This window comes from Microbacterium sp. KKR3/1 (assembly GCF_021272365.1).
In the GTDB taxonomy this organism is placed as follows: domain Bacteria; phylum Actinomycetota; class Actinomycetes; order Actinomycetales; family Microbacteriaceae; genus Microbacterium; species Microbacterium aurugineum.
Genome location: NZ_JAJSDW010000001.1, coordinates 1650406 through 1671718, shown reverse-complemented (window position 1 = coordinate 1671718; position 21313 = coordinate 1650406). Strand labels below are relative to the sequence as shown.

15 protein-coding genes are annotated in these 21313 nt (G+C 63.1%); 9 read left to right on the top strand and 6 right to left on the bottom strand.

Features of this window, described 5'->3' with window-relative positions; genetic code table 11:
* Positions 1–12: 12 nt before the first annotated feature.
* From hrpB to LVJ59_RS08020, 3 genes are all read right to left on the bottom strand, one after another.
* On the bottom strand, positions 13–2568 hold the full coding sequence (gene hrpB / locus LVJ59_RS08030; protein WP_232762601.1) for an ATP-dependent helicase HrpB: 2556 nt from the start codon (positions 2566–2568) through the stop codon (positions 13–15).
* A 202-nt stretch (positions 2569–2770) separates the two neighbouring features.
* Entirely contained in the window at positions 2771–4375 is a 1605-nt protein-coding gene (locus tag LVJ59_RS08025) for an SPFH domain-containing protein (RefSeq protein ID WP_232762600.1), read from the bottom strand.
* Between the two features lie 119 nt (positions 4376–4494).
* On the bottom strand, positions 4495–4923 hold the full coding sequence (locus LVJ59_RS08020) for a MarR family winged helix-turn-helix transcriptional regulator (RefSeq protein WP_232762599.1): 429 nt from the start codon (positions 4921–4923) through the stop codon (positions 4495–4497).
* Between the two features lie 423 nt (positions 4924–5346).
* Here LVJ59_RS08020 and LVJ59_RS08015 point away from each other — a divergent pair, with 423 nt between their 5' ends.
* The 4 genes from LVJ59_RS08015 to LVJ59_RS18070 all read left to right on the top strand — a co-directional run bounded on the left by LVJ59_RS08015 (position 5347) and on the right by LVJ59_RS18070 (position 11177).
* Positions 5347–6087, top strand: a complete 741-nt coding sequence (locus LVJ59_RS08015) for a TnsA-like heteromeric transposase endonuclease subunit (protein WP_232762598.1) — start codon at positions 5347–5349, stop codon at positions 6085–6087.
* Positions 6084–8111 (top strand): Mu transposase C-terminal domain-containing protein, encoded by a 2028-nt coding sequence (locus LVJ59_RS08010; RefSeq protein ID WP_232762597.1) that lies wholly within the window; start codon positions 6084–6086, stop codon positions 8109–8111. Before LVJ59_RS08015 ends, LVJ59_RS08010 begins: the two co-directional genes overlap by 4 nt.
* Positions 8108–9136 (top strand): AAA family ATPase, encoded by a 1029-nt coding sequence (locus LVJ59_RS08005; RefSeq protein WP_232762596.1) that lies wholly within the window; start codon positions 8108–8110, stop codon positions 9134–9136. The genes LVJ59_RS08010 and LVJ59_RS08005 overlap by 4 nt, the downstream gene beginning before the upstream one ends.
* Positions 9137–10172: 1036 nt before the next feature.
* Positions 10173–11177, top strand: coding sequence for a hypothetical protein (locus LVJ59_RS18070; protein WP_308191513.1), 1005 nt, complete (start codon positions 10173–10175; stop codon positions 11175–11177).
* Here LVJ59_RS18070 and LVJ59_RS07995 read toward each other — a convergent pair.
* From LVJ59_RS07995 to LVJ59_RS07985, 3 genes are all read right to left on the bottom strand, one after another.
* The gene (locus tag LVJ59_RS07995) at positions 11058–11342 is read right to left on the bottom strand and encodes a helix-turn-helix transcriptional regulator (RefSeq protein WP_308191500.1); all 285 of its coding nucleotides are present in this window, start codon (positions 11340–11342) and stop codon (positions 11058–11060) included. The two genes, LVJ59_RS18070 and LVJ59_RS07995, sit on opposite strands and share 120 nt — an antisense overlap.
* 127 nt (positions 11343–11469) lie before the next feature.
* Entirely contained in the window at positions 11470–11868 is a 399-nt protein-coding gene (locus tag LVJ59_RS07990) for a hypothetical protein (protein WP_232762594.1), read from the bottom strand.
* A 31-nt stretch (positions 11869–11899) separates the two neighbouring features.
* Positions 11900–12283, bottom strand: a complete 384-nt coding sequence (locus LVJ59_RS07985) for a hypothetical protein (RefSeq protein ID WP_232762593.1) — start codon at positions 12281–12283, stop codon at positions 11900–11902.
* Between the two features lie 297 nt (positions 12284–12580).
* Here LVJ59_RS07985 and LVJ59_RS07980 point away from each other — a divergent pair, with 297 nt between their 5' ends.
* The 5 genes from LVJ59_RS07980 to LVJ59_RS07960 are packed head-to-tail and all read left to right on the top strand — an operon-like array spanning position 12581 to position 21191.
* On the top strand, positions 12581–15034 hold the full coding sequence (locus tag LVJ59_RS07980) for a class I SAM-dependent DNA methyltransferase (RefSeq protein ID WP_232762592.1): 2454 nt from the start codon (positions 12581–12583) through the stop codon (positions 15032–15034).
* Positions 15034–16164, top strand: coding sequence for a restriction endonuclease subunit S (locus tag LVJ59_RS07975; RefSeq protein WP_232762591.1), 1131 nt, complete (start codon positions 15034–15036; stop codon positions 16162–16164). The genes LVJ59_RS07980 and LVJ59_RS07975 overlap by 1 nt, the downstream gene beginning before the upstream one ends.
* Positions 16161–19259 carry an HsdR family type I site-specific deoxyribonuclease gene (locus LVJ59_RS07970; protein WP_232762590.1) on the top strand — a complete coding sequence of 1033 codons (3099 nt, stop codon included), beginning with the start codon at positions 16161–16163 and terminating at the stop codon, positions 19257–19259. The genes LVJ59_RS07975 and LVJ59_RS07970 overlap by 4 nt, the downstream gene beginning before the upstream one ends.
* Entirely contained in the window at positions 19246–19989 is a 744-nt protein-coding gene (locus tag LVJ59_RS07965) for a M48 family metallopeptidase (RefSeq protein ID WP_232762589.1), read from the top strand. The genes LVJ59_RS07970 and LVJ59_RS07965 overlap by 14 nt, the downstream gene beginning before the upstream one ends.
* Positions 19986–21191 carry a hypothetical protein gene (locus LVJ59_RS07960; RefSeq protein WP_232762588.1) on the top strand — a complete coding sequence of 402 codons (1206 nt, stop codon included), beginning with the start codon at positions 19986–19988 and terminating at the stop codon, positions 21189–21191. Before LVJ59_RS07965 ends, LVJ59_RS07960 begins: the two co-directional genes overlap by 4 nt.
* The last annotated feature ends 122 nt before the right edge of the window (positions 21192–21313 follow it).

The window sequence follows — 21313 nt, the reverse complement described above, 5'->3', positions numbered from 1 at the left end:
CCGTTCCGCTGCTCAACGCGCGGCGCGGTTCTTGGTGTGCTTGGTCGGCGTGGCGGCCCACGGATCCTCGGGCCAGGGGTGCCGCGGGTAGCGCCCCCGCATCTCGGCGCGGACCTGTGCATACGGACCGGACCAGAACGAGGCCAGGTCGTCGGTCACCGCGAGCGGGCGTCCCGCGGGGGACAGCAGGTGGAACAGCACCGGCACGCGCCCATCGACCAGCCGAGGAGTCTCCGCCCACCCGAAGCACTCCTGAAGCTTGACCGCGACGACGGGCCGTGCCGACGTGTCGCCGTCGGGTTCCGGGTAGGTGATGCGGACGCGGGATCCAGTGGGCACCTCGAGGCGTTCCGGGGCGAGTTCGTCCAGGCGCACCGCCTCCGGCCACGGCAGCAGGCGGCGAAGGGCGGAAAGCAGGTCGAGTCGTCCCACCGGCGTGCCGGAAGCCAGCGCATCGAGTTCGGGTGCCAGCCAGGCGTCGAGGGTGTCGAGCAGGCCCGCGTCCGAGACATCCGGCCAGGGGTCGCCGAGCTCGCGCCGCAGCAGCGCCAGTCGACGGCGCAGTGCCTCCGCGCCGTCGGACCACGCGAACATGCCCAGTCCGTCGCGGCGCAGCGTGCGGCGGACAGCATCCCGCCCCTCCTGCGCGGAGGCCCGGACCGGGACCGAGGTGCGCAGGATCGCCCCGAGCCGGCGTTCGCGTCGGGCCTGGACACGGCCTCCGCTGAACTCGGCCTCGACGCGGTCCGTCAGGAGGTGGCCGGCGGCCTGCTCCATCTGTGACTCCGTGAGCGCCGCTGCCGCGCGGATGACCGCTCCGGACCCGGCTCCCGCGCGCCCGGAGGCGCGGGCGACGTCGGCGACGGCGAGCCATTCGACCGCCGCGAGCGGGCCCGTCACTCCTGCTCGCGTCCCGGATGCGAGCAGGAACGTCGCTCCGGCCGCGGTGCGCTCGACGCGGCGGGCGATCCGCTCGGGAAAGGCCAGGGCGATCACGAGTCCGACGCCGTCGAGATCCGCAGAGGCGTGTGGTGCCGGAGGGGCCAGACGTTCGAGGCGATTGACGTCATCGCGCCATCGGCGGGCATCCGGCGTGCGTCCGCCCCGCAAGGAGATGAGAGCCTGTGCGACGTCGGCATCGGCGATTCGAAGATCGCTCCCCAACAGCGCGACGACCTCCGCGGCGAGGCGTCTGCCGACTGCCGGACTGCCGTCGCGGAGCGCGCGGGCGAGTCGAGGATCGGTCGGAACGCGGGCGAGGGCGCGACCTTCCGCGGTGGCACGACCCTCGTCATCGATCGCGCCGAGACCGCGGAGGACCGTGAGGGCATCGGCGAGGTTCTCTGCGGGCAGCGGGTCGATCATCCGCAGCCCGGTGCCACCGGGGGATCCCCAGCACGCGAGCAGCAGGGCCGCATCCGCGAGGTCGATGACCGCGATCTCGGGTACCGGGCGCGCGGGAGCCGCCGCGTAAGACCGCTCGTCGACGCAGCGGACCACGGCACCGGGAGCCTGGCGGGTGGCGCGTCCCGCTCGTTGCACGCACGACGACCGGGATGCTGCGGTCGTGACCAGACCCGTCATTCCTCGGGAGGCGTCGCGCAGCGGATGCCGCGACAAGCACGTGTCCACGACCAGGCGTACGCCCGGGACCGTGAGCGAGGACTCCGCGAGCGAGGTCGTGACGATGATGCGCGGACGGTCTTTCGACGTACGACCTCGGATCACCGCATCCTGTTCGGCCGGCGGGATGCGTCCGTGCAACTCCCGCACATCGAAGGTCTCGCTCGACTCCCGGATGCGACGGGCGATCTCCGACACCTCCCGGGCCCCCGGTGCGAAGACCAGGACGTCGGCCTCCGGGTCCTCCGCGATCTGCGTCAGGGCCGCAGACGTCGTGACGCGCACGACGTGGTCCAGGAAACCTGAGGTGACCCCACGCTCGTCGAGGCGCGGTACGGGGCTCGGGGCCCAGCGCTCCGTGAGGGGGAAGGCGGGCACATCGTGGTCCACGATCGGGGCCGCGGCCGCCTCGCTGCCGAGGACGGATGCGATGCGCTCGGCGTCGAGGGTGGCGGACATGGCGACGAGCACGAGGTCCTCCCTCAGCTCACGCACCTCGGAGAGCAGGCCGATCAGGAGATCGGTCTCGAGCGCGCGCTCGTGCACCTCGTCGAGGATCACGGCGTCCACGCCGTCGAGGCCGGGATCATCGAGCATCCGCCGCAGGAGCACGCCGGCGGTGACGAACTCGATCTGCGTCGTGGGACCCGCGGCGCGCTCGCCGCGGACCGTGAACCCCACACGTGAGCCGAGCGGAGAGCCGTCGAGGTGGGCGAGTCGTCGGGCGGCGGCACGGGCGGCGACGCGGCGAGGCTGGGTGACGATCACGCGACCGGTGCACCGCGAGGCGACGAGAGGCGGCACGAGGGTGGTCTTGCCCGTGCCCGGCGGTGCGGTCACGACCACCGAGCCACCGGCGTCGAGGGCCGCGGAGAGCTCGTTGAGAGCGCCCGCGAACGAGAGCCCCGCGCCGATCGCGTCGAGATCGAAGGCGGCGGGCATCATCCGTCCAGTCTGCCGCGTCGGCTCAGCGGCCGGCGCCGTTCACAACTCAGGAGAAACGCGCCCTTCCGGCCCCGAGCGGCCCTCACCGGCTCCGACCACCTCGTTCTTCCTGAATTGCGAACGGGCGAACGGGATGCCGGGCCACGAAAAACGGATGCCGCGACCCGATCGGCCGCGGCATCCGCTTCGTGTTGCGTGGGCGCTACTCCGCGGCGGGAGCAGGCTCCGTGGCGGGTGACGCCGTGGGGGGCGTCGACGCACGCGCGGGGGACTGCGTCGGAGGCGTGGCCTCGGCGACACCGGCGCCGAAACCACGGCCGACGGCCTGACCCTGGATGATGCCCGCGAGGTCGAGGCCGGTGGCCGAGTGGACGCTGTCGAACACCGAGCGGAGGGCCTTGGCGTTGTCGGCGCCGACCACGTTCGATGCGCCGTCCTCGCCGGAGCTGCCGATGATCGACACGTTGCCGATCGCCGCGTAGCCCTTCGAGAACTCGGCCATGATCGAGGGCAGAACGTCGAGCACGCGCTGCGAGAGGAAGGCGTCCTGGTTCGAGGCGATGGCCTTGGCCTCGGCCTCGAGGGCGCCGGCACGCGCGTCACCCTCGGCGCGGATGGCATCGGCTTCGGCGCTGGCGCGCAGGCGGCGGGCTTCCGCTTCGGCTTCGGCCTGGGCGCGGAGGGCGTTCGCCTCACCGCTCGCCTTGGCGATGGCGGCGGCTGCTTCACCCTCGGCACGAGCCTTGTCAGCCTGCGCCTGCTGCTCGGCGATACGGGTGCGGGCTTCGGCCTGCTTGACCTGCTCGATCGCGGCGGCCTCGGCCGCGCGTTCGCGGGTGTAGAGCTCGGCTTGAGCGCGGGTCTCCGCCTCGTACCGCTGGGCGTCGGCAACGCGCTTGACGTCGGCGTCGAGCTGAGCCTGCTTGTTCTCGGCTTGCTGCTGCAGAACGGCCTGCTCCGCCTGAGCGCGTGCGAGAGCCTCTGCCTGCTCTGCTTCCGCACGTGCACGTCCGATGCCGGAGTCGGCGTTGGCGGTGTTGGTGTCGAGCGCGGTCTGCTCGATCAGGTTGGCTTCCTGGTTCGCGATGTTCTTCTGGTTGATCGCGCGGTCGGCGTTCGTCTGCGAGATCTCGGCGGCCTGACGCTTCGCCTGGATCTCGGGGGCACCCAGCGACTGGATGTAGCCGACCTTGTCGGTGATGCCCTTGATCTGGAACGAGTCCAGGATCAGTCCCTGCTCGGCGAGTTCCTGCGAGACATCGGCGGCGATCTGATCGGAGAACTTCTTGCGCTCGCGCATGAGCTCGACGACCGACAGGGTCGCGACGATGCCACGGAGCGCACCTTCGAGCTGTTCGGTGGTGAACTGCTCGATGGCCTTGTCCTGCGATGCAAAACGCTCGGCAGCGCGGCGCACGTAGAGCGGGTCGGAGCCGATCTTCACGATCGCGACGCCGTCGACGTTGAGCGTCACACTGTCGAGCGACTGCGCCTCGGCGTTGAGGGAGACCTGACGGGAGCGCAGAGAGATGATCTCGTGGCGCTGCGTGATCGGGTTGACGAGCGACTTGCCGTTCACGATCACGGTGACCGGCGATTCCGCCAGTTCCGAACTGGTCGTGCCGTCTGCGGCGATGACTGCGCGTTGGATCTTCTGCTTGCGCCCCGAGATGACGAGGGCTTCGTCGGCTCGGGCGACCTTGATCCAGCTGCGTGCGAACAGCAACAGGATCAGTAGCAGGACGACGGCGATGACGACGCCGATGCCCACGATGACGAGGATGCCGACGATTCCGGCGATCTCCATGAATGACCTCCCTGGTTCCCCCCGAGGGGGCGGTCTGACGTGCCCGCCGAATGCGCAGGCGTATGCCACCCACCCTGCCAGAAAAGGCGGAGGTCGTTCTCGGCGCCCACAGGCGCAGGTCAGCGGGAGCGGAGCTTCTCGGCGAGGTCGCGCAGAGTGCGCAGCTCATCGTCGTCGAGGCGCGACATGCGCTCGGCGATCGAGCGTCCGTGCACGGTCGCGAGTGCGCGGAAGGCCCTGGCCCCTTCGTCCGTGGCGCGGATCAGGGCGCCGCGACCGTCGTCGGGATCCGAGCACTTCGCCACGAGACCACGGGTGACCATCCGGTCGACCAGACGAGAGACGCTCGGCTGACTGATCAGCATGTTCGAGGTGATGTCACGCAGCCGTGCGGTCATGTCGGGGGAACGGGTGACGGTCAGCAGCACGTCGTACTCGGCTTGTGAGAGGTGGTTTTCTTCGAAGTCGACCAGCATCGCGGTGAACACCTCATGCTGTGCGCGGAACAGGCTCTCCCAGGCTTCGATGGCGAGCTTGCGGTCGGTCATCCTCACAGAATAGTGGGAACAGTAAAGGGCCGGTCGGAGAGGCTCCCGACCGGCCCTTGTCCCTTGCACCAAGAGTGTCCTGCAATCACATGCGGTGAGTGCCACAGCAAACATTCACCGTGTGATCACTGTATAACGGCGAGATAACGAATGCAACGGTTTGGTCACGGAATCTTCGTGCAGTCAGTGTCCCTTCTCATCAAACCTGTCAGATTCTCACGTACCTGTCAGAACTTCTCATCAAACCTGTCAGATTCTCACGTACCTGTCAGAAGTTCGGCGTGGCGCACGCGGAGCGCTCTGGCCGCGCTTACCTTTCTGGTGGATGCGTTGTCAGGGCATTCGATATAGGGCGGAACCGCTCCTCAGGACTCAGGCCGTCTGTCGAACACGGAAGCTGTCCGCCCTCCGATTGGCGTTTCGATGCTCCTCGATCACCCCTGGCAAATCCCATCAAGCACGCTCTCGACTGGTTCGTGCCGGGTCGAGTACCACCTGGATGCTGTGCGCCTCGAAGCCGATGTCGTCGATGTCGGTGACATTCCTTTCGAGAACTGCGATCCCGTACGCGAGTTTCCAGCATGGCGAGGCAAACGTCACCACTCAGGATTGCTTTGGATGGAGCGAACTGGTCGGCACGTTCCGTTCGAATCGCTCGCCGAGCGATCCTGCCTGATCGAGCTGGACCGCACGCCTGGCGTTGCGCTCGTCTCGAGCCAGCCCATGTGGATTCGATGGGGCGGGGAAAATCCTGAAGCCCACGCGCCGGATTACTTCGTTCGATTCGAGGATGGGTCGGGCATGGTTGTCGATGTTCGGCCACTCGCTCGTATCGATGAGAGGGCGACGCGTCAGTTCAATCGCACGGCAGCACTGTGTAGGGACTGCGGCTGGGACTACGCGGTGTACGCGCCTGACTCGGAGGTGCGCGATGCGAACATGCGATTCCTCATGCGCTTTCGAGAAGAAGGTTGGCGCTCCTTAGAGGCCGAGAGCACTGTTCGCGGCGCCGATGGCACCATCGAGTCCATCGCCCGGATCCTTGAGTCGCATGGGGATGGCCTGGCGCGATGTTTCTCGCTCATCTGGACCGGGCATCTGGCCGTCGACCTGGACGAACCGCTGTCGTTGCGATCCGCGGTGTGGTGGAAGGAGTCCCAATGAAAGCTATGGCAGGCGCGCTCATCAACTGGCGTGGAGTCGCGTACGAGGTGGTCGTGGTTCGCGAACTCGCCGCCCTGCTACGCGACCCGGAAGGCAGCGAACTGGAGGTGTCGCTCGACGAGTTGAATCGCAGCGCCGAGGTGGCTGCTCCCGCGCTCAGTCGCGTGGCGGATGGCGCACTCTTCAGCGGTGATGTGCTCTCACCAACCGTGCAGGCATGGCGCGACGCGATCGAGCGAATTCGAGCAGCCAGTGAGACGTTTGGGCTCAAAGACAAAGCTGTCACCGATGAAGCGGAGCGTCTTTCGCGGGAATTCGGCCGGACCGTCAGCTCGCGAACCGTATACCGGCAGCTGCAGGCATACGAGCGAGACGGTCTCAGCGGCCTGCTGGATCAGCGAGCGAGCGAAGTTCGGCAGGCGCGCACGAGCACCGTCGACCCCCGAGTGGTTGAAGCACTCAACGGCATCCTTAGCGGTCGATCACGGTCGTCGACGATCAGCAAGGCAGCTCTCATCGAGCAGGTTCGTCGCGCTGTAGCACAAGCTCATGGTCCGGATGTGAAGATACCGAGCAAGGCGACCTTCTATCGACTTCTTGAAGACGAGGACCGCGGACGGTTCTCGTTTGGGTCAGCGAAGACCCGCGAGTCGCTCGCGTTGGCGCCGGATCGCGATTTCGGGAGTCGCGCTGCGCTCCGGCCGGGGGAGCAAGTACAGATCGACACGACCCGCTTGGACATGATGGTGCGCATCGATGAGGTGACAATCGGGCGCCCTGAACTGACGATCATGCTTGACGTTGCGACTCGCTCGATTCTTGCTGCCGTGCTGCGCCCCGAAGGTACGAAGAGCATGGACCTGGTCGTCGTGCTGGCGCGAGCATTGGTGCCGTATTCGCATCGCCCTGACGGTGCCCGCGAAACGCGACAACTGATTTCTACAGCGTGGGCGGAAGACATGCTGATCGAACAAGAACGGTACGAGAAGTTGCGGGCAGCACAACCGTTTATCTTCCCGGAGACGATCACGACGGACCGCGGTCGCACCTACCTGTCGACGCACTTTCGTGCGGCGTGCCAGACACTCGGGATATCGCTGATCACAGCGGCGCCTCATACGCCGACCGATAAACCGCACGTGGAGCGCACGTTCGAGTCGATTGCATCGCTGTTTTTGCAGCATGCCCGAGGGTACGTAGGGCGCAGCGTCGAGCACCGAGGTCGCGACGTCGAAAGCCAATCAGAGCAACTGCTGACGATCGCGCAGATGCAGGAGCTGCTCGAAGACTGGGTCGCCGTCGAATGGCAGAACCGTAGCCACGACGGGTTGAGAGATCCGCTGCATCCGAAGATTGCGTTGTCACCCAATGAGATGTGCCGCGCGTTTCGACACGTCGTCCCCGAACTCCACGTACCACTGACGCGTGACGACTTCATAGCGCTGCTGCCCGTGACACACCGACGGATCAACCGATATGGCGTGACGATCGACCACCGAGTGTACGACTCGAAACGTCTGGCTGAATATCGGCGCCGAAAGTCTCCAGTCAAGTCGAAGCAGGGGAGGTGGCCCGTTCGAGTCGATCCGTACAATCTCCACGTCGTGTGGCTCGATATCGATGGCGAGTTCATCCCGTTGCGGTGGTCCAACAAAGTTCACGAGCTCCCGATGCTCGGCGATGTCTGGAGATACGCGCGTGCTGCACAGGGTGCGCCCGACGAGGCTCTCGGCGATGACCGACGTGAATTGTCAGCGGCGCTCAAGGCGTTTGCCGGACGTGGAAATCCGGCACCTCGGGGCGGCGAGCAGAAACGAAGCGCGAGGCAGCGAGCTCGGGAGGTTGCGGTCGCCGATGACCCGATGAACTTGACGAGCATCAAGAATCTCGACGATGAAGCCCCACCCGCAGAGGTTCATGACTCGATGCATGAGGTCGCGGCAGCTGAAGATTGGCCACACACAGGAGGCTTCCCGTTTATCAGTGATTCGCTCGACGAAGTGCGACGGAGGATCGACGAATGATCGAGATCGCGACCAAGGAAGGCTGGCGTGAGTACGTCGACACCACCTACGAGCGACCCGCGCCGATCACAGCGGAGCAACTTCGGGCGCTGAGCTTCGGCGACCGAGCCATGTACAACCAAGGTCGTGCACAATACTCGCAGGCTGGTGCGTTCGTGCAGACGCCCCAGTTTCACGCGTTCCAATCCGCGGTGCGCGATCGGGTGATGCTCAACGCGCATCGGCGAGTGGGCAAGCTCGGACTGATCCTTTCTGGAGAACCTGGCCAGGGCAAGACCACCTCGCTCGTCGAGGTCGGGCGTGCGCATGAACGTCGACGGCGGGACACCGCGCACCCCGCAGCACGGCCTGGGAAGATCCCGGTTGTGTACGTTGCGGTGCCGGCGCAGTGCTCTGCGAAGGCGCTGATGCATGAGTTCGCTCGGTTTCTGGGGCTGCCCGTGCTTGGACGGATGACGTACGGCGACTTGCTGGACATCGTTGCGAATGCGTTGCGGAGATGCTCAACCGAGCTGGTGCTGATCGACGACGTGCATCATCTCGACCTCAAGTACCGGCAGAACATTGAGGCATCTGACATGCTCAAGCAGCTCTCAGAGCGGTGCGGGGGTACCTTCGTCTACGCGGGGATCGCGGTCGAACAGACAGGGCTCCTCGATGGTGAGCGTGGCGGTCAGATCGCGAAACGGTTCGAAGTGCACGTCGCGGTCCCATTTCCCGCCGGAACGACATCGGAAAAGGCGCAGTGGGGTGACTTGCTTCTCGCGATGGAGAGCTCCTTGTGCCTTGCGGAGCAAAGACCGGGCGCCATCCTCGAAGCCGCGACGACGTTACATGCGCTGACAAACGGGGAGATTGGGCTGCTCAAGGATCTCTTGCAGTTTGCCGCTCTGAGAGCGATCCAGGATGGAACTGAGAAACTTGACCTGGCCGAATTCCAGCGTGACCTCAGTCGACGCCAGACAGTGGCAGAACTCTTGCCGACAACGGCCCGACGCAAGCGGACGCGTGCGAGTGCACAGTGAGTCCACTTCGCCGGCTGCCGGTAACGGTGCGCCTCTACCCAGGCGAGACAGCGGTGAGCTACTGGTCCCGGCTGTGCAAGGTCAACGCCATCCGTGAGCTTGATCTCTGGCTTGCGCTGCGACATGCGGACCGCGGGCTTCCCACGGGTGTCACGCCACGAGCAGCGCTTTCATATATCGAGGTGCTCGGAGGGCTTCGGGAAGGCGAGCTGCTTCGCGACGCCGGTGGCCCGGCATGTGGTCACGGCGGAGCAACGCGCCAAGTTGAATGTCCGAGCTGCCGGATGCTGCCGGACGCAGTGAGCCTGTGCCGACGATGTGCGGCAGGAGATCGGGTCACAGTCCGTCGGATTCACGGACCGGTGTGCATCCGCCACCGGAGGTGGCTCGATGGTGACGGGTCCGTGCTGACCGTTAGGCACCTGGCGGCGCAGCGCCTCCTGAACGGCTCACTTGCGCGGCGCGGTGTCTCTTACGAGTCGTCTGAAGTTGATGCCGCTGCCGAGCTGCTTCGGCTGAGGACGTCCACAGATGTCAGTGTTCCTGACGTTGGGGCTGCTGATGTTGAGGTTCGGCTGTTCCCAGCGCGGATCGAACTGGCATCCCTGCTGACGGACGATCGCCTCGCGAACGTCCTGATGCCTTCGGGATGCGGGCCTTACGCCTTGGCGGCGCTTTTCGGAAGGCTCGTTGAAGCCCACGCGGCCGGACGTCGAGCGACCGAGCGGATGCTGGACGGGCTGAGGATCCAAGGTCGAGAGCTGTGGCTTGGAGCGTCACCTGTCCCGCTGCAGGGAGGGTGCCAGCTGACACCCCTTGCTCGACGCGTGCTGCCTCGGGCGACGACGATTCGTGCGCACGCCCTTCAACATCGCATCGGACTGGTCGTGAGATGAAAGTGAATCCTTTGCCCTGCAGGGTGGCTCCACTCCCTGGAGAGACTTCCGCGGGATTCCTCGGCAGGCTTGCACACGCGAACGCACTCGACGTGACCTCGCTGTCGCACCACATTCGGCGAGAACTTCGTGTCAAATCCATGATCGCCACCCATCCGCGGTTCATATCGATGACCGAGGCGCTCGGTGGACTGAATCCAGGACACTTCATTCGCGATCGATCGCGATTTCGTCTCTACCGACGCTGCCACCACTCTGGATGGAATCTGCAGCGTTGTGTCAAGTGTGACGTGGTTGACCGTGCGCGCACCGCATGCCTGGTATGCAGCGACGGCAAACCCACTGAGGTGTTCGGCAGAGGAGGGAGATTCTGCGTCCGTCACCGCCGGTGGCATGACGGCAGTGAGGATGAAATCGTAGCCGATTTCGATGGGCACCTTCGCGCCGAGCAAGCGCTTTCGGGGCTGCTCTGGAGCCGCGGGGTGACGTTGCACACGGGTGAGTTCGGCCTCGCCACGCGGCTCATCCTTGATAGCTGGCAGGAGCAACCAGCTGCAGAGCAGCATATTGCCCGGCGGACCTACGGCCCCGTCGTGGAGCTTCTCGTGACGCTCACCTATCCGGACGTCGCACTCACTATGGCCGCGCTTGCCGAAAGCCACCGTCGCCAGGTTGAGGGGCTGATCGGACTCGTCGTCGGCGCCGGGAAAGGGAGCAGGACGCGAGAACTGGAAGACACGGCAAACCGCGTGATTAGGGTGCACCGCGCCGCGATGTATGAAGCACTTCGGATGCCCAACTCGAATGGAGCAACGATCACAACAGCACCCTTCGAAAAGGGGATTGCGGAAGCGTCGTACCGAGCCAAAGCGGTGTTCCTTCGCCATGTCACCCGATCTGGACGGCGAGATGAGCTCGAAGAACGTGTCGTGCGAGGTGCACCCGCGTCCCGTGTCGTCTCTCGTCGTCTCGTCCCGGGCTGGGCAGATGACGCCCCATGGAACACAACGGCCGGTGGCAGTACGTCAACGGCTACGCAGATCGGGCGGGTCGCCAGGGATCAAATCCACCAAGCCGACGCCGAGCACTTGAGCGAGAGCCAGGAGCGTGCGCAACGTGGGGTTAGCAGAGTATCCGGGGCGTGACTCGCCTTTCTCATACTTCTGATAGGTGTACCGAGTCAGGCCGGCACGATAGGCCACGTCTTCTTGACTAAGGCCAGCGCGGTGGCGAGCGGTGCGCAGTGAAGTCGCGAAGCGCTGAGCAAAGGAGGCCCATTCGGCCTCAAGGTCATCGTCTCGCTGGCGCACCTAACAAGCGTCGAGACGTTTGCGTTAGCGTATGGCCTAATCTGTATGGCATATTTCGGAAGGCCATACGAGGCTGAGACAAGGCGTAGATCGTGTGCTCGGTGACATCCAAGTGCCTAGCGATACCTCAGCCGCCTCTCCCTCTTTCATCAGCCTCGATCGCGCGCCAGAGGCTCCGTTCGAGATCGCTCATCGGTTCCGCAGGAAGGGCGGCGGCTACCTTGTGCAGCCGTGCGAGCTCGGCTTCGATCAGGTCTCGATTCTGATCTCGCCACTCCCGAATGCTGGGGTCACGGAGCAGGCCCGTCTCGTCACTCCCCGCGTATTCGAGAAGCAACTCACAGTCGATGGCAGACGCCATTACCCGAGCGTTCACAGCGGCGTCTGAGCTGAGTCCGGAGAGACGGGCGGTGACATCAGACTCCGACATCTCTATGCGATATCGCTGAATGTCGCCGTACTCGCTTGGCTGAGTGTCAACGTGCGTCACCGTGATCGTGCGACCGTTGATTGCGAGTTCGTTCATCTGGCCTCCTCGAACCGAACGGGGCAGGCTATCAGAGCTCATCCCCGGCCTGAGAGGGAAGGTGTCCTGGTCGAATCACGTCGTCGTGGCCGGGGATGAAGGTAATTGCTCCGATTCGCGACCAATAGCTCAACAGCCAGCGCTGGAGCAGTTCGCGCTGCTCCAGCCGCTGAACGAGCGAGCGACCGGGGTCGTCGATGATGCGTTCCCAGTCGGGGTTCGAGAACATTTCATCGAAAAGCTCGGCGGGGGAGGGTCCGGTGCCGTGACGATCCCACCACGAAAGTGTCAGCTGGCCTGCGAGCTCGGCGGTTGAGCTGCCTTGGGGCTCTTCCATCGTGCCTATCAACGCACTGAGGTACGGATCGTCCACCGCCAAGGCGAACGGTTCATGCTCGATCGCCATCGCTTCCATAGAGTGAAGGATGCCATATGGATTAGGCATGGTACATAACGCTCAGGTTATTGCTGTCGTGGGAGCATGGGCTGCTGCGCGGATAGGTGACCCACTACGAGTAACCCTCGTGGATCTCCCAGCGACGCAGCATGCATGGCGTTGGGGATGGGCGCTGAACTCGCGAGCGGAATCGGGCGGCCGTCCGCGAATAGAGTGTGCTTAGCGGCAGAACAGGGCGTTCTGAGTGCTGCAGAGAGAGTGCCTGATGATTGATGTTAATGGTTCCCGGTCTTGCATGATTGCTAGGGCTGTCTGATGGCCCTCAAGAAGTCGGACCTGTACAGCTCACTCTGGGCCGGAGCGGACGAGCTCCGCGGCGGCATGGACGCCAGCCAGTACAAGGACTACGTTCTGACGTTGCTGTTCGTGAAGTACGTCTCGGACAAAGCGAAGGCCGACCCATACGCTGACATCGAGGTTCCCGAGGGCGGCTCGTTCGACGATCTGGTCGCGATGAAGGGCAAGCCCGACCTGGGTGAGCAGGTCAACATTGCCATCCGCAAGCTGGCTGACGCCAACGACTTGCAGGGCGTCATCAACAACGCTGACTTCGACGACCCGGACAAGCTCGGCAAGGGCAAGGAGCTTGTCGATCGCCTCACGAAGCTGATTGGCATCTTCCAGGATGTTGACTTCACGGGTTCGCGCGCCGAGGGCGACGACCTGCTGGGTGATGCCTACGAGTACCTGATGCGGCACTTCGCCAGTGAGTCAGGTAAGAGCAAGGGCCAGTTCTATACGCCCGCTGAGGTCTCGCGTGTCATGGCTGCCCTCATTGGTATCAAGCCCGACACGCCGAAGTCGGCCACTGTCTACGACCCGACCTGTGGATCCGGCTCCCTGCTCCTCAAGGTTGCTGATGCCGCACCCCACGGCCTGACTATCTATGGCCAGGAGAAGGACAACGCGACGCGGGCGTTGGCCGTGATGAACATGGTGCTGCACGGGAACGCAACGGCGGATATCCGCCAGGGCGATACGATCACGAGCCCGCAGTTCCTCCGCGGCAACGAACTGCAGACGTTCGACTACCTCGTCGCCAACCCGCCGTTCAGCGTCAAGTCGTGGAACAACGGTCTAGAGAATGAGTACGGGCGCTTTGATGGCTTCGGACGCCCGCCGGAGAAGAATGGCGACTACGCCTTCCTGCTCCACATGATAAAGAGCCTGAAGAGTACCGGCAAGGGAGCGGTGATCCTGCCGCACGGTGTGCTCTTCCGGGGCAACGCCGAAGCGACGATCCGCAAGGAGCTGATCAAGCGTGGCTATATCAAGGGGATCATCGGGCTTCCGGCGAACCTTTTCTACGGCACCGGTATTCCGGCCTGCATCATTGTGCTCGACAAGGAGAACGCGGTCGGGCGCACTGGCATCTTTATGGTCGACGCTAGCAAGGGATTCACGAAGGACGGCAACAAGAACCGCCTACGCCCGCGCGATATGCACCAGATCATCGACACGTTTACGAAGCAGCTCGAGGTGCCTCGGTACTCGCGCATGGTGCCGCTGAGCGAGATCGCAGATCCGAAGAACGACTACAACCTCAACATCCCTCGCTACATCGACAGCTCGCAGCCCGAAGACATCCAGGATCTACACGCCCACCTCAAGGGCGGGATCCCGAACCGTGACCTCGACGCCCTGCAGCCGTATTGGGATGCGTTCCCTGCCCTCCGCTCGACGCTCTTCAAGCCACTGCGCGAGGGGTACAGTGAACTGCCAGTCGACAAGGCAGACATTCAGGCCACGATCACTGACTCGCATGAGTATGCGGCGTTCGTTGAGAACACCAACGCGATCGTCGGTCGCTGGTGGAGCGGTCACGAGGCGGTCCTACAGAACATTACGCGCACCACTCGCCCCGCCGACCTGATCGCTGAACTGGGCGACAGCCTGCTCGAGGCGTTCCGCGATCAGCCGCTCATTGACGAGTACGGCGTATACGAGCAACTGATGAGCTACTGGAACGACGTCATGCACGACGACGTCGCGTTGATCATGGGAGAGGGCTGGGACGGTGCCGCCAAGCCGCGCGATGCTCGCGTTCTCGGATACGACAAGAACAAGAAGCCGAAGTATGAGTCGGCGCATGTTACGTTCGGCACTGGCGTCAAGGCCCAGCGCTGGGTGATGGATCTGATCCCGCCGGAGCTGATCGTCGCGCGCTACTTTACCAACGAGCAGACTGAGCTCGATGCACTGGATGCCGCGGTCGAGACGGCTGGCCAGGCGATCGAGGAGTACGTCGAAGAGCACGCCGTCGAAGAAGGATTGCTGCTCGACGCAACCGATGACGATGGCAAGGTCACCAACAAGACCGCCACCGACCGGCTCAAGGCAGCCAAGGTGGAGAGTGCCGACCGCGACGAGATCCAAGCACTCGCCCACGTTGTCGGACTGTTCAAGGCCGAAACCGCCGCGAAAAAGGCCGCGAAGGACGCCCGGCTCGCACTCGACCAGCAGGCGCTCAAACAGTACGCCAAGCTCTCCACTGCCGATATCCAGAGCCTCGTCATTGACGAGAAATGGGGTGACCGCGTGGCCGCCGGGGTGCAGTCGGAGCGTGCCGCACTGATCCAGACGCTCGTGCAGCGGCTGAACGTACTTGGGTCCCGCTACGAGGAGACTGTGAGCGACATCTACGCCGAGGTCGAGGCGTTGAGCGCGAAGGTTTCTGCCCACCTGGCGGCGATGGGGGTAGCCGACTGATGGACTGGACAGTAACCACGCTGGGTGACATCGGTGAGACGCTGATCGGCTTGACGTACTCGCCCTCGCAGGTATGCACGACAGGAGGAACCCTTGTCTTGCGTTCGTCAAACATTCAGGGTGGTCAGCTGGCCCTCGACGACACCGTCTACGTGGATGCGCCGATCCCCGAGAAAATTCGCGTTCATCGCTCTGACATCTTGATTTGTGTTCGAAACGGCAGTCGCCCGCTAATCGGTAAGAGTCTCGTTCTTGATGAGCGAGTTGATGGTGAGACCTTCGGCGCTTTCATGGCCGTGTTCCGTTCTCCTTTGAACGACTACCTGCGCTACTTCTTCCAATCGGAGGAGTTCAAGCGCCAAGTCGAGGAACACCTCGGCGCCACAATTAACCAGATCACCAACAAGAGCCTGAAAGGCTTTGAAGTTGCCTACCCGGGGTATCGAGAGCGCTCGGAGATCGCTCGACGTCTTGCGGATGTCGATGCCCTGGTTGGGGCGCTGACGCAACTCATTGCCAAGAAGCGCGCTATCAAGCAAGGCATGATGCAGGAGCTGCTGACCGGGCGCACTCGCCTGCCTGGATTTACCGGTGATTGGTCGACGGCTCGACTCGGTTCTGCATTGAAGGTGAGGAACGGCCGCAGTCAGCGCGACGTTGAAGTCGCGGGCGGTCGCTACCCAATCCTTGCTACGGGTGGTGAGATCGGCCGTACGAACACACCGATTTACACTAAGCCTTCGGTGCTGATCGGGCGTAAAGGCACGATCGATCGACCGCGGTTCCAGGACTCTCCGTTCTGGACAGTTGACACGCTGTTCTACACGGAAATCGATCCACGGGCAGATGCACGGTTCTTGTATTACGTGTGCGCCACAATCGACTGGGTCTCGTTGAGCGAGGCAACGGGTGTCCCCAGTCTGACGGGAACACGGATCGAATCGGTTGAGATCCTCCTGCCGGAGAGACGCGAACAGCAGGCAATCGCCGCCGTGGTCCACGACGCCGACTCAGAGATCGTCGCCCTCGAGCGCCGCCTCGAGTCCACCCGTGCTATCAAGCAAGGCATGATGCAGGAGCTGCTGACCGGGCGCACTCGCCTGCCTGTCGCCGAGGAGGTTGCAGCATGAGTTCGGTTGGACAGATCGAGCGGAAGACGCAGGATCGCGTCGTCAAGTTCTTCCAGAAGCGCTTGGGGTACGAGTATGGCGGCAACCTTGAGGCGTTCGAGAACAGCAACGTCGATGAAGATTCCCTGATCCACTACTTGGACAGCCGCGGGTATGACGAAGAGGTCATCCGTAAGGTGCTCCATGCGGTGGAGACCGCGAGCTCTGTGGGCGGTGTTCGCACTCTGTATGAGGCCAACCGTGATGTCTACGATCTGCTGCGCTACGGCGTGAAGATCAAGCGCGGGGTTGGCGATCAGTTCGAGACGGTCTGGCTGATCGACTGGGACAATCCCGACGCGAACCACTTCGTGGTGGCCGAGGAAGTCTCGATCGCGGGCGCACACAATAAGCGCCCCGACGTGGTGCTGTATGTCAACGGCCTGGCGCTGGGTGTCATTGAGTTCAAGCGATCCAAGGTCAGTGTTACCGAGGGTATCCGCCAGAACATCGGCAACCAGAGTACGCACTTCATTCGCCCCTTCTTCTCGACCGTCCAGCTCGTGTTCGCGGGCAATGACGTTGAGGGGCTGCGCTACGGCGTGATCGAGACGCCGGAGAAGTACTGGCTGGAGTGGAAAGAGTCGCAGGACAGCACCGTCGGCGCTGATGTTGCCCAGCCGCTTGATCGGGCGATTCTGCAGATGTGTTCGAAGGATCGCTTCCTCGAGTTGATCCATGACTTTATGGTGTTCGATTCGGGCAAGAAGAAGACTGCCCGTCACAACCAGTACTTCGGGGTGAAGGCGACGCAGGCGCGCATTGCCAAGCGCGAGGGCGGCATCATCTGGCACACGCAGGGCTCCGGGAAGAGTCTGACGATGGTCTGGTTGGCCAAGTGGATCCGTGAGCACCAGCCGCAGTCGCGTGTGCTTATCATCACCGACCGCACGGAACTCGATGAGCAGATTGAGAACGTCTTTGGCGGTGTCACCGAAACGATTTATCGCACAACTTCGGGTGCCGACCTGCTGACCCAGCTGAACAAGCACGATCCGTGGCTGATTGCTTCCCTGGTGCACAAGTTCCGTGGCAGCGACGATGACCAGGAGGTCGACCGCGACAGCGATGAGTTTATTGCCGAACTGCGCTCGCGCCTCCCTGCTGGATTCGCGGCCAAGGGCAACCTGTTCGTCTTCGTTGATGAGGCGCACCGTACCCAGTCGGGCAAGATGCACCGGGCGATGAAGGAACTGCTGCCCGGCGCGATGTTCATTGGCTTTACGGGAACCCCACTACTGAAGGCTGACAAGGCCACCAGCATCGAGACGTTCGGCTCGTTCATCCACACCTACAAGTTCGATGAGGCGGTCGAGGACGGCGTGGTGCTTGATCTGCGTTATGAGGCGCGCAATATCGAGCAGGATCTGACCAGTCCGGGCAAGGTCGACAAATGGTTCGAGGCCAAGACCAAGGGCCTCACCGATCTCAGCAAAGCTCGCCTCAAGAAGAAGTGGGGCACCATGCAGAAGGTCGTGTCTGCTGAGCCTCGCGCCAAGCAGATCGTGCAGGACATTCTGCTGGATATGGAGACTGAGCCTCGCTTGGTGAGTGGCCGCGGGAACGCGATGCTGGTGGGCGACAGCATCTACCAGGCCTGCAAGTTCTACGAGATGTTCGTCAACGCTGGGTTCAAGGACAGAGTCGCCATTGTCACGAGTTACGTGCCGAGCCCGGGAGATATCTCGAAGGAAGACTCTGGTGCGGGCGCGACCGAAAAGCTGCGGCAGTACGACATCTACCGTCAGATGCTTGCCGACTTCTTTGACGTTCCGGCAGATGAGGCGGTGGGCCGGATCGAAGAGTTCGACAAGGAAGTCAAACGCCGATTCATCGAGGAGCCTGGTCAGATGCGGCTGCTCATCGTGGTCGACAAGCTGTTGACCGGCTTCGATGCCCCGAGCGCAACTTACCTCTATATCGACAAGAAGATGCGCGACCACGGCCTGTTCCAGGCCATCTGCCGCGTCAACCGGCTCGATGGTGACGACAAGGCGTACGGCTACATCATTGACTACCGCGATCTGTTCAACTCGCTCGAGTCGGCGATCACCGACTACACCTCGGGTGCGCTCGATGGCTACGAAGAGAAGGATGTCGAGGGACTCCTCAAAGACCGTCTCGAACAAGGGCGTCAGGATCTCGACGAGGCGTTGGAGAAGATCCGGGCGCTGGTCGAACCGGTTGCACCACCCAAGGGAACGCTCGAGTACCAGCACTACTTCGTGACAGCGGTGCCGGGAGATGCCGGGCAGATCAAGGCCAACGAGCCGAAGCGCGTCGAACTGTACAAGAGCGTCTCGGGTCTGGTTCGAGCGTATGCCGCTCTCGCCAACGACATGGACGCGGCTGGTTACTCGCATTCGGAGGCCACGGCGATCAAGAAAGAAGTCGATCACTTTGTGGCTGTTCGCGACGAGGTGGAACTCGGCGCCGGCGAGAACATCGACACGAAGCAGTTCGAGGCAGGGATGCGTGCCCTCCTCGACACGTACATCCAGGCCGATCCGTCGGAGGTCGTGGCCACGTTCGAGAAGGGTCTAGTTGACCTGATCGTCGAACGCGGCGAAGGCGCGTTCGACTCCCTGCCCCCGGGGATCCGCAAGAGCCCCGAAGCGGCAGCCGAGACAATCGTGAACAATGTGCGCAAGACCATCGTCGACGAACGAGCACTCAACCCGCGTTACTACGACCGAATGTCCGAGTTGCTGGATGCGCTTATCGAGCAACGCCACCAAGATGCCCTGGACTACAAGGCCTATCTGCAGCAACTCCTCGATCTGGCGATCAAGGTCGGCACTCGGGAGTCGGACACGGTCTATCCGGAATGGGCAAAGAACGGTGCCCAGCGGGCACTTGTCGACTTCAATTTCCCTGACCCCAACCTCGCCGTCCTGGTCGACTACACCGTGATGCACCAGAAGGAGCACGGCTGGGTCGGTAACAAGATGAAGGAGCGCGCGCTAGCCCGTGAGATTCGCCGCGCCCTGCCCGATGGATTCGATCGATTCGATGAACTGTTTGAACTGGTGAAAGCTCGCGATGAGTACCGATAGTGCTTACCTCACCGTCGCTGGGCTTGGCGTCGACGTCGTCTACAAGGACATCAAGAACCTGCATATCTCCGTCTACCCTCCCGTCGGACGGGTGCGAGTGGCTGCGCCGGAGGCGACCAACGAGGACACGATTCGCCTCGCGATTGTGCAACGCCTGCCGTGGATCAAGCGGCAGAGGGAACAACTGCAGAAGGCCGACCGCCAGAGCGTGCGCAAAATGCAATCCGGCGAGACGCACTACGTCTGGGGCCAGCGGTACAGACTCGACGTATCGAGAACGTCGGGAAACTTTCACGTCGAGACGAAAGGGCAGACGCTGTGGGTCATCGCGCCCGCGGACGCTGACGCCGAGGCCAAGCGAGCGACGCTAGACCGTTGGTATCGTCGCGAACTGAAGGCAGCCGTTCCTGCGCTCCTGGCCAAGTGGCAACCGATCATCGGGGTCGAAGCGGGCAAGATCATCGTGCGACGGATGAAGACCAAGTGGGGCACCTGCGTCGCACACTCACGCACGATCTGGCTGAACCCGGAGCTGGCGAAGAAGAATCCACGCTGTCTCGAATACATCGTTGTCCACGAGCTGACGCATCTACACGAACGCAGCCACAACGAACGCTTTGTCGCGCTGATGGATCAGTACCTACCGGATTGGCGTGCTCGTCGAGACGAACTTAATGATTCGCCGCTGGCTGACGAAGAATGGGAGTATAACGAGGAGTCAGGGGGATGAGGCTTTCGCAGACCACTCGCGCCGCGGAGTGGTTGCGTCAGTTTGAGTCGGACGACCGTGCCGCAGCGGTAGCGTTGCTGGACACGATCCTTTTCGCGCATGGGGGAACCGTGATGACGGGCGTGCGGCAAACAACAGAGCAGTTCATCCAACGGGAGGCTGACCGAGTCCCCGTCGTCCTCCTTCCCGTACTGGCCGTGGAAGACATGCGGGACCAAGACGGTGTCAAACTCACGCCCGGTGCGGAGCCGACTGTCTTCGCTGCGTTTGATCCTGGGCAGTTGCTCGATAGTGAACCTGGGAGCGAAGCCCTCTTCGCGCAGCAGATCCGTGAAGTTAAGCGCGGACTGCACAGCGACCTGTTTGTCCCGACGCCGGTGACGCGTGACGGCATGCGCGACTCGCGTGCACGCACATTGATCTGCGTGACGGACTACATCGGCTCGGGGCAGCAGGTGAAGGATTACGTTGATGCGTGGTGTCGCCACTCGTCGATCCGGAGTTGGCGGTCGCTCGGGCTCTTAAAGATCGTGGTTGTGGCTTACGCCGCAACGAGGGGTGGTAAGGAAGCCGTTCGCTCGCATCGAGGCGTCGACGCCGCGTACGTTAAGGAGATCGTTCCGGGGATTGCTGAGGCGTCCCTTGCCGATAGCAGAGTGCAGGAAATCTGCCGCCGCTATGCGAAGCGAGGGAAGCTGGGCACGCCTCTGGGGTATCGCGACAGCGCCGGATTGTTCGCTAGTACATTCTCCGTGCCGAACAATCTGCCGGCAATTCTAATTCGACGCTCGCCAACCTGGACACCGTTCTTCGATGGTCGGTCAGTGACGGCGAACCTCGCGGAGGAGCTCAGTAGCCAACGTCCGCTTGTGGACGTGCCTCAGCGTGTGGAGGATGCCGGCCGCATCGGACTCGCTAGCCGCTTCCGCGAATCGCGTGGTGAGATGCGTTGGCAAACCCACCTATCGGTGCTGTCGCTAGTACCTGCGACCGACGAGGACCTTGCGTTGAAGCTTGGTGTTGACGTTGAGCGCGTCGAACAACTGCGTGAGGCGCTCACGCGCCTCAACCTGATCAACGAAGAGGGACGGCTTACAGAAGCCGGACGGCGGGCGCTCGATCGTCATCGTCGAAAACCGCGGCGTGTCTCCGCTGAGCTCCATCAAGATCCTTCGCCGTACTATCCTCGGCTGAAGAGATGAGGAGGGAACGCCCGCTTAGTGATGAAGCTGTCGCATTGTGGCAGCTCGCTAGGGCACGATCGAACAATCGTGCTCAATGGTCGCAGCTGACTGCGATCGCAGGGCGATCAGGGGCTACGCGT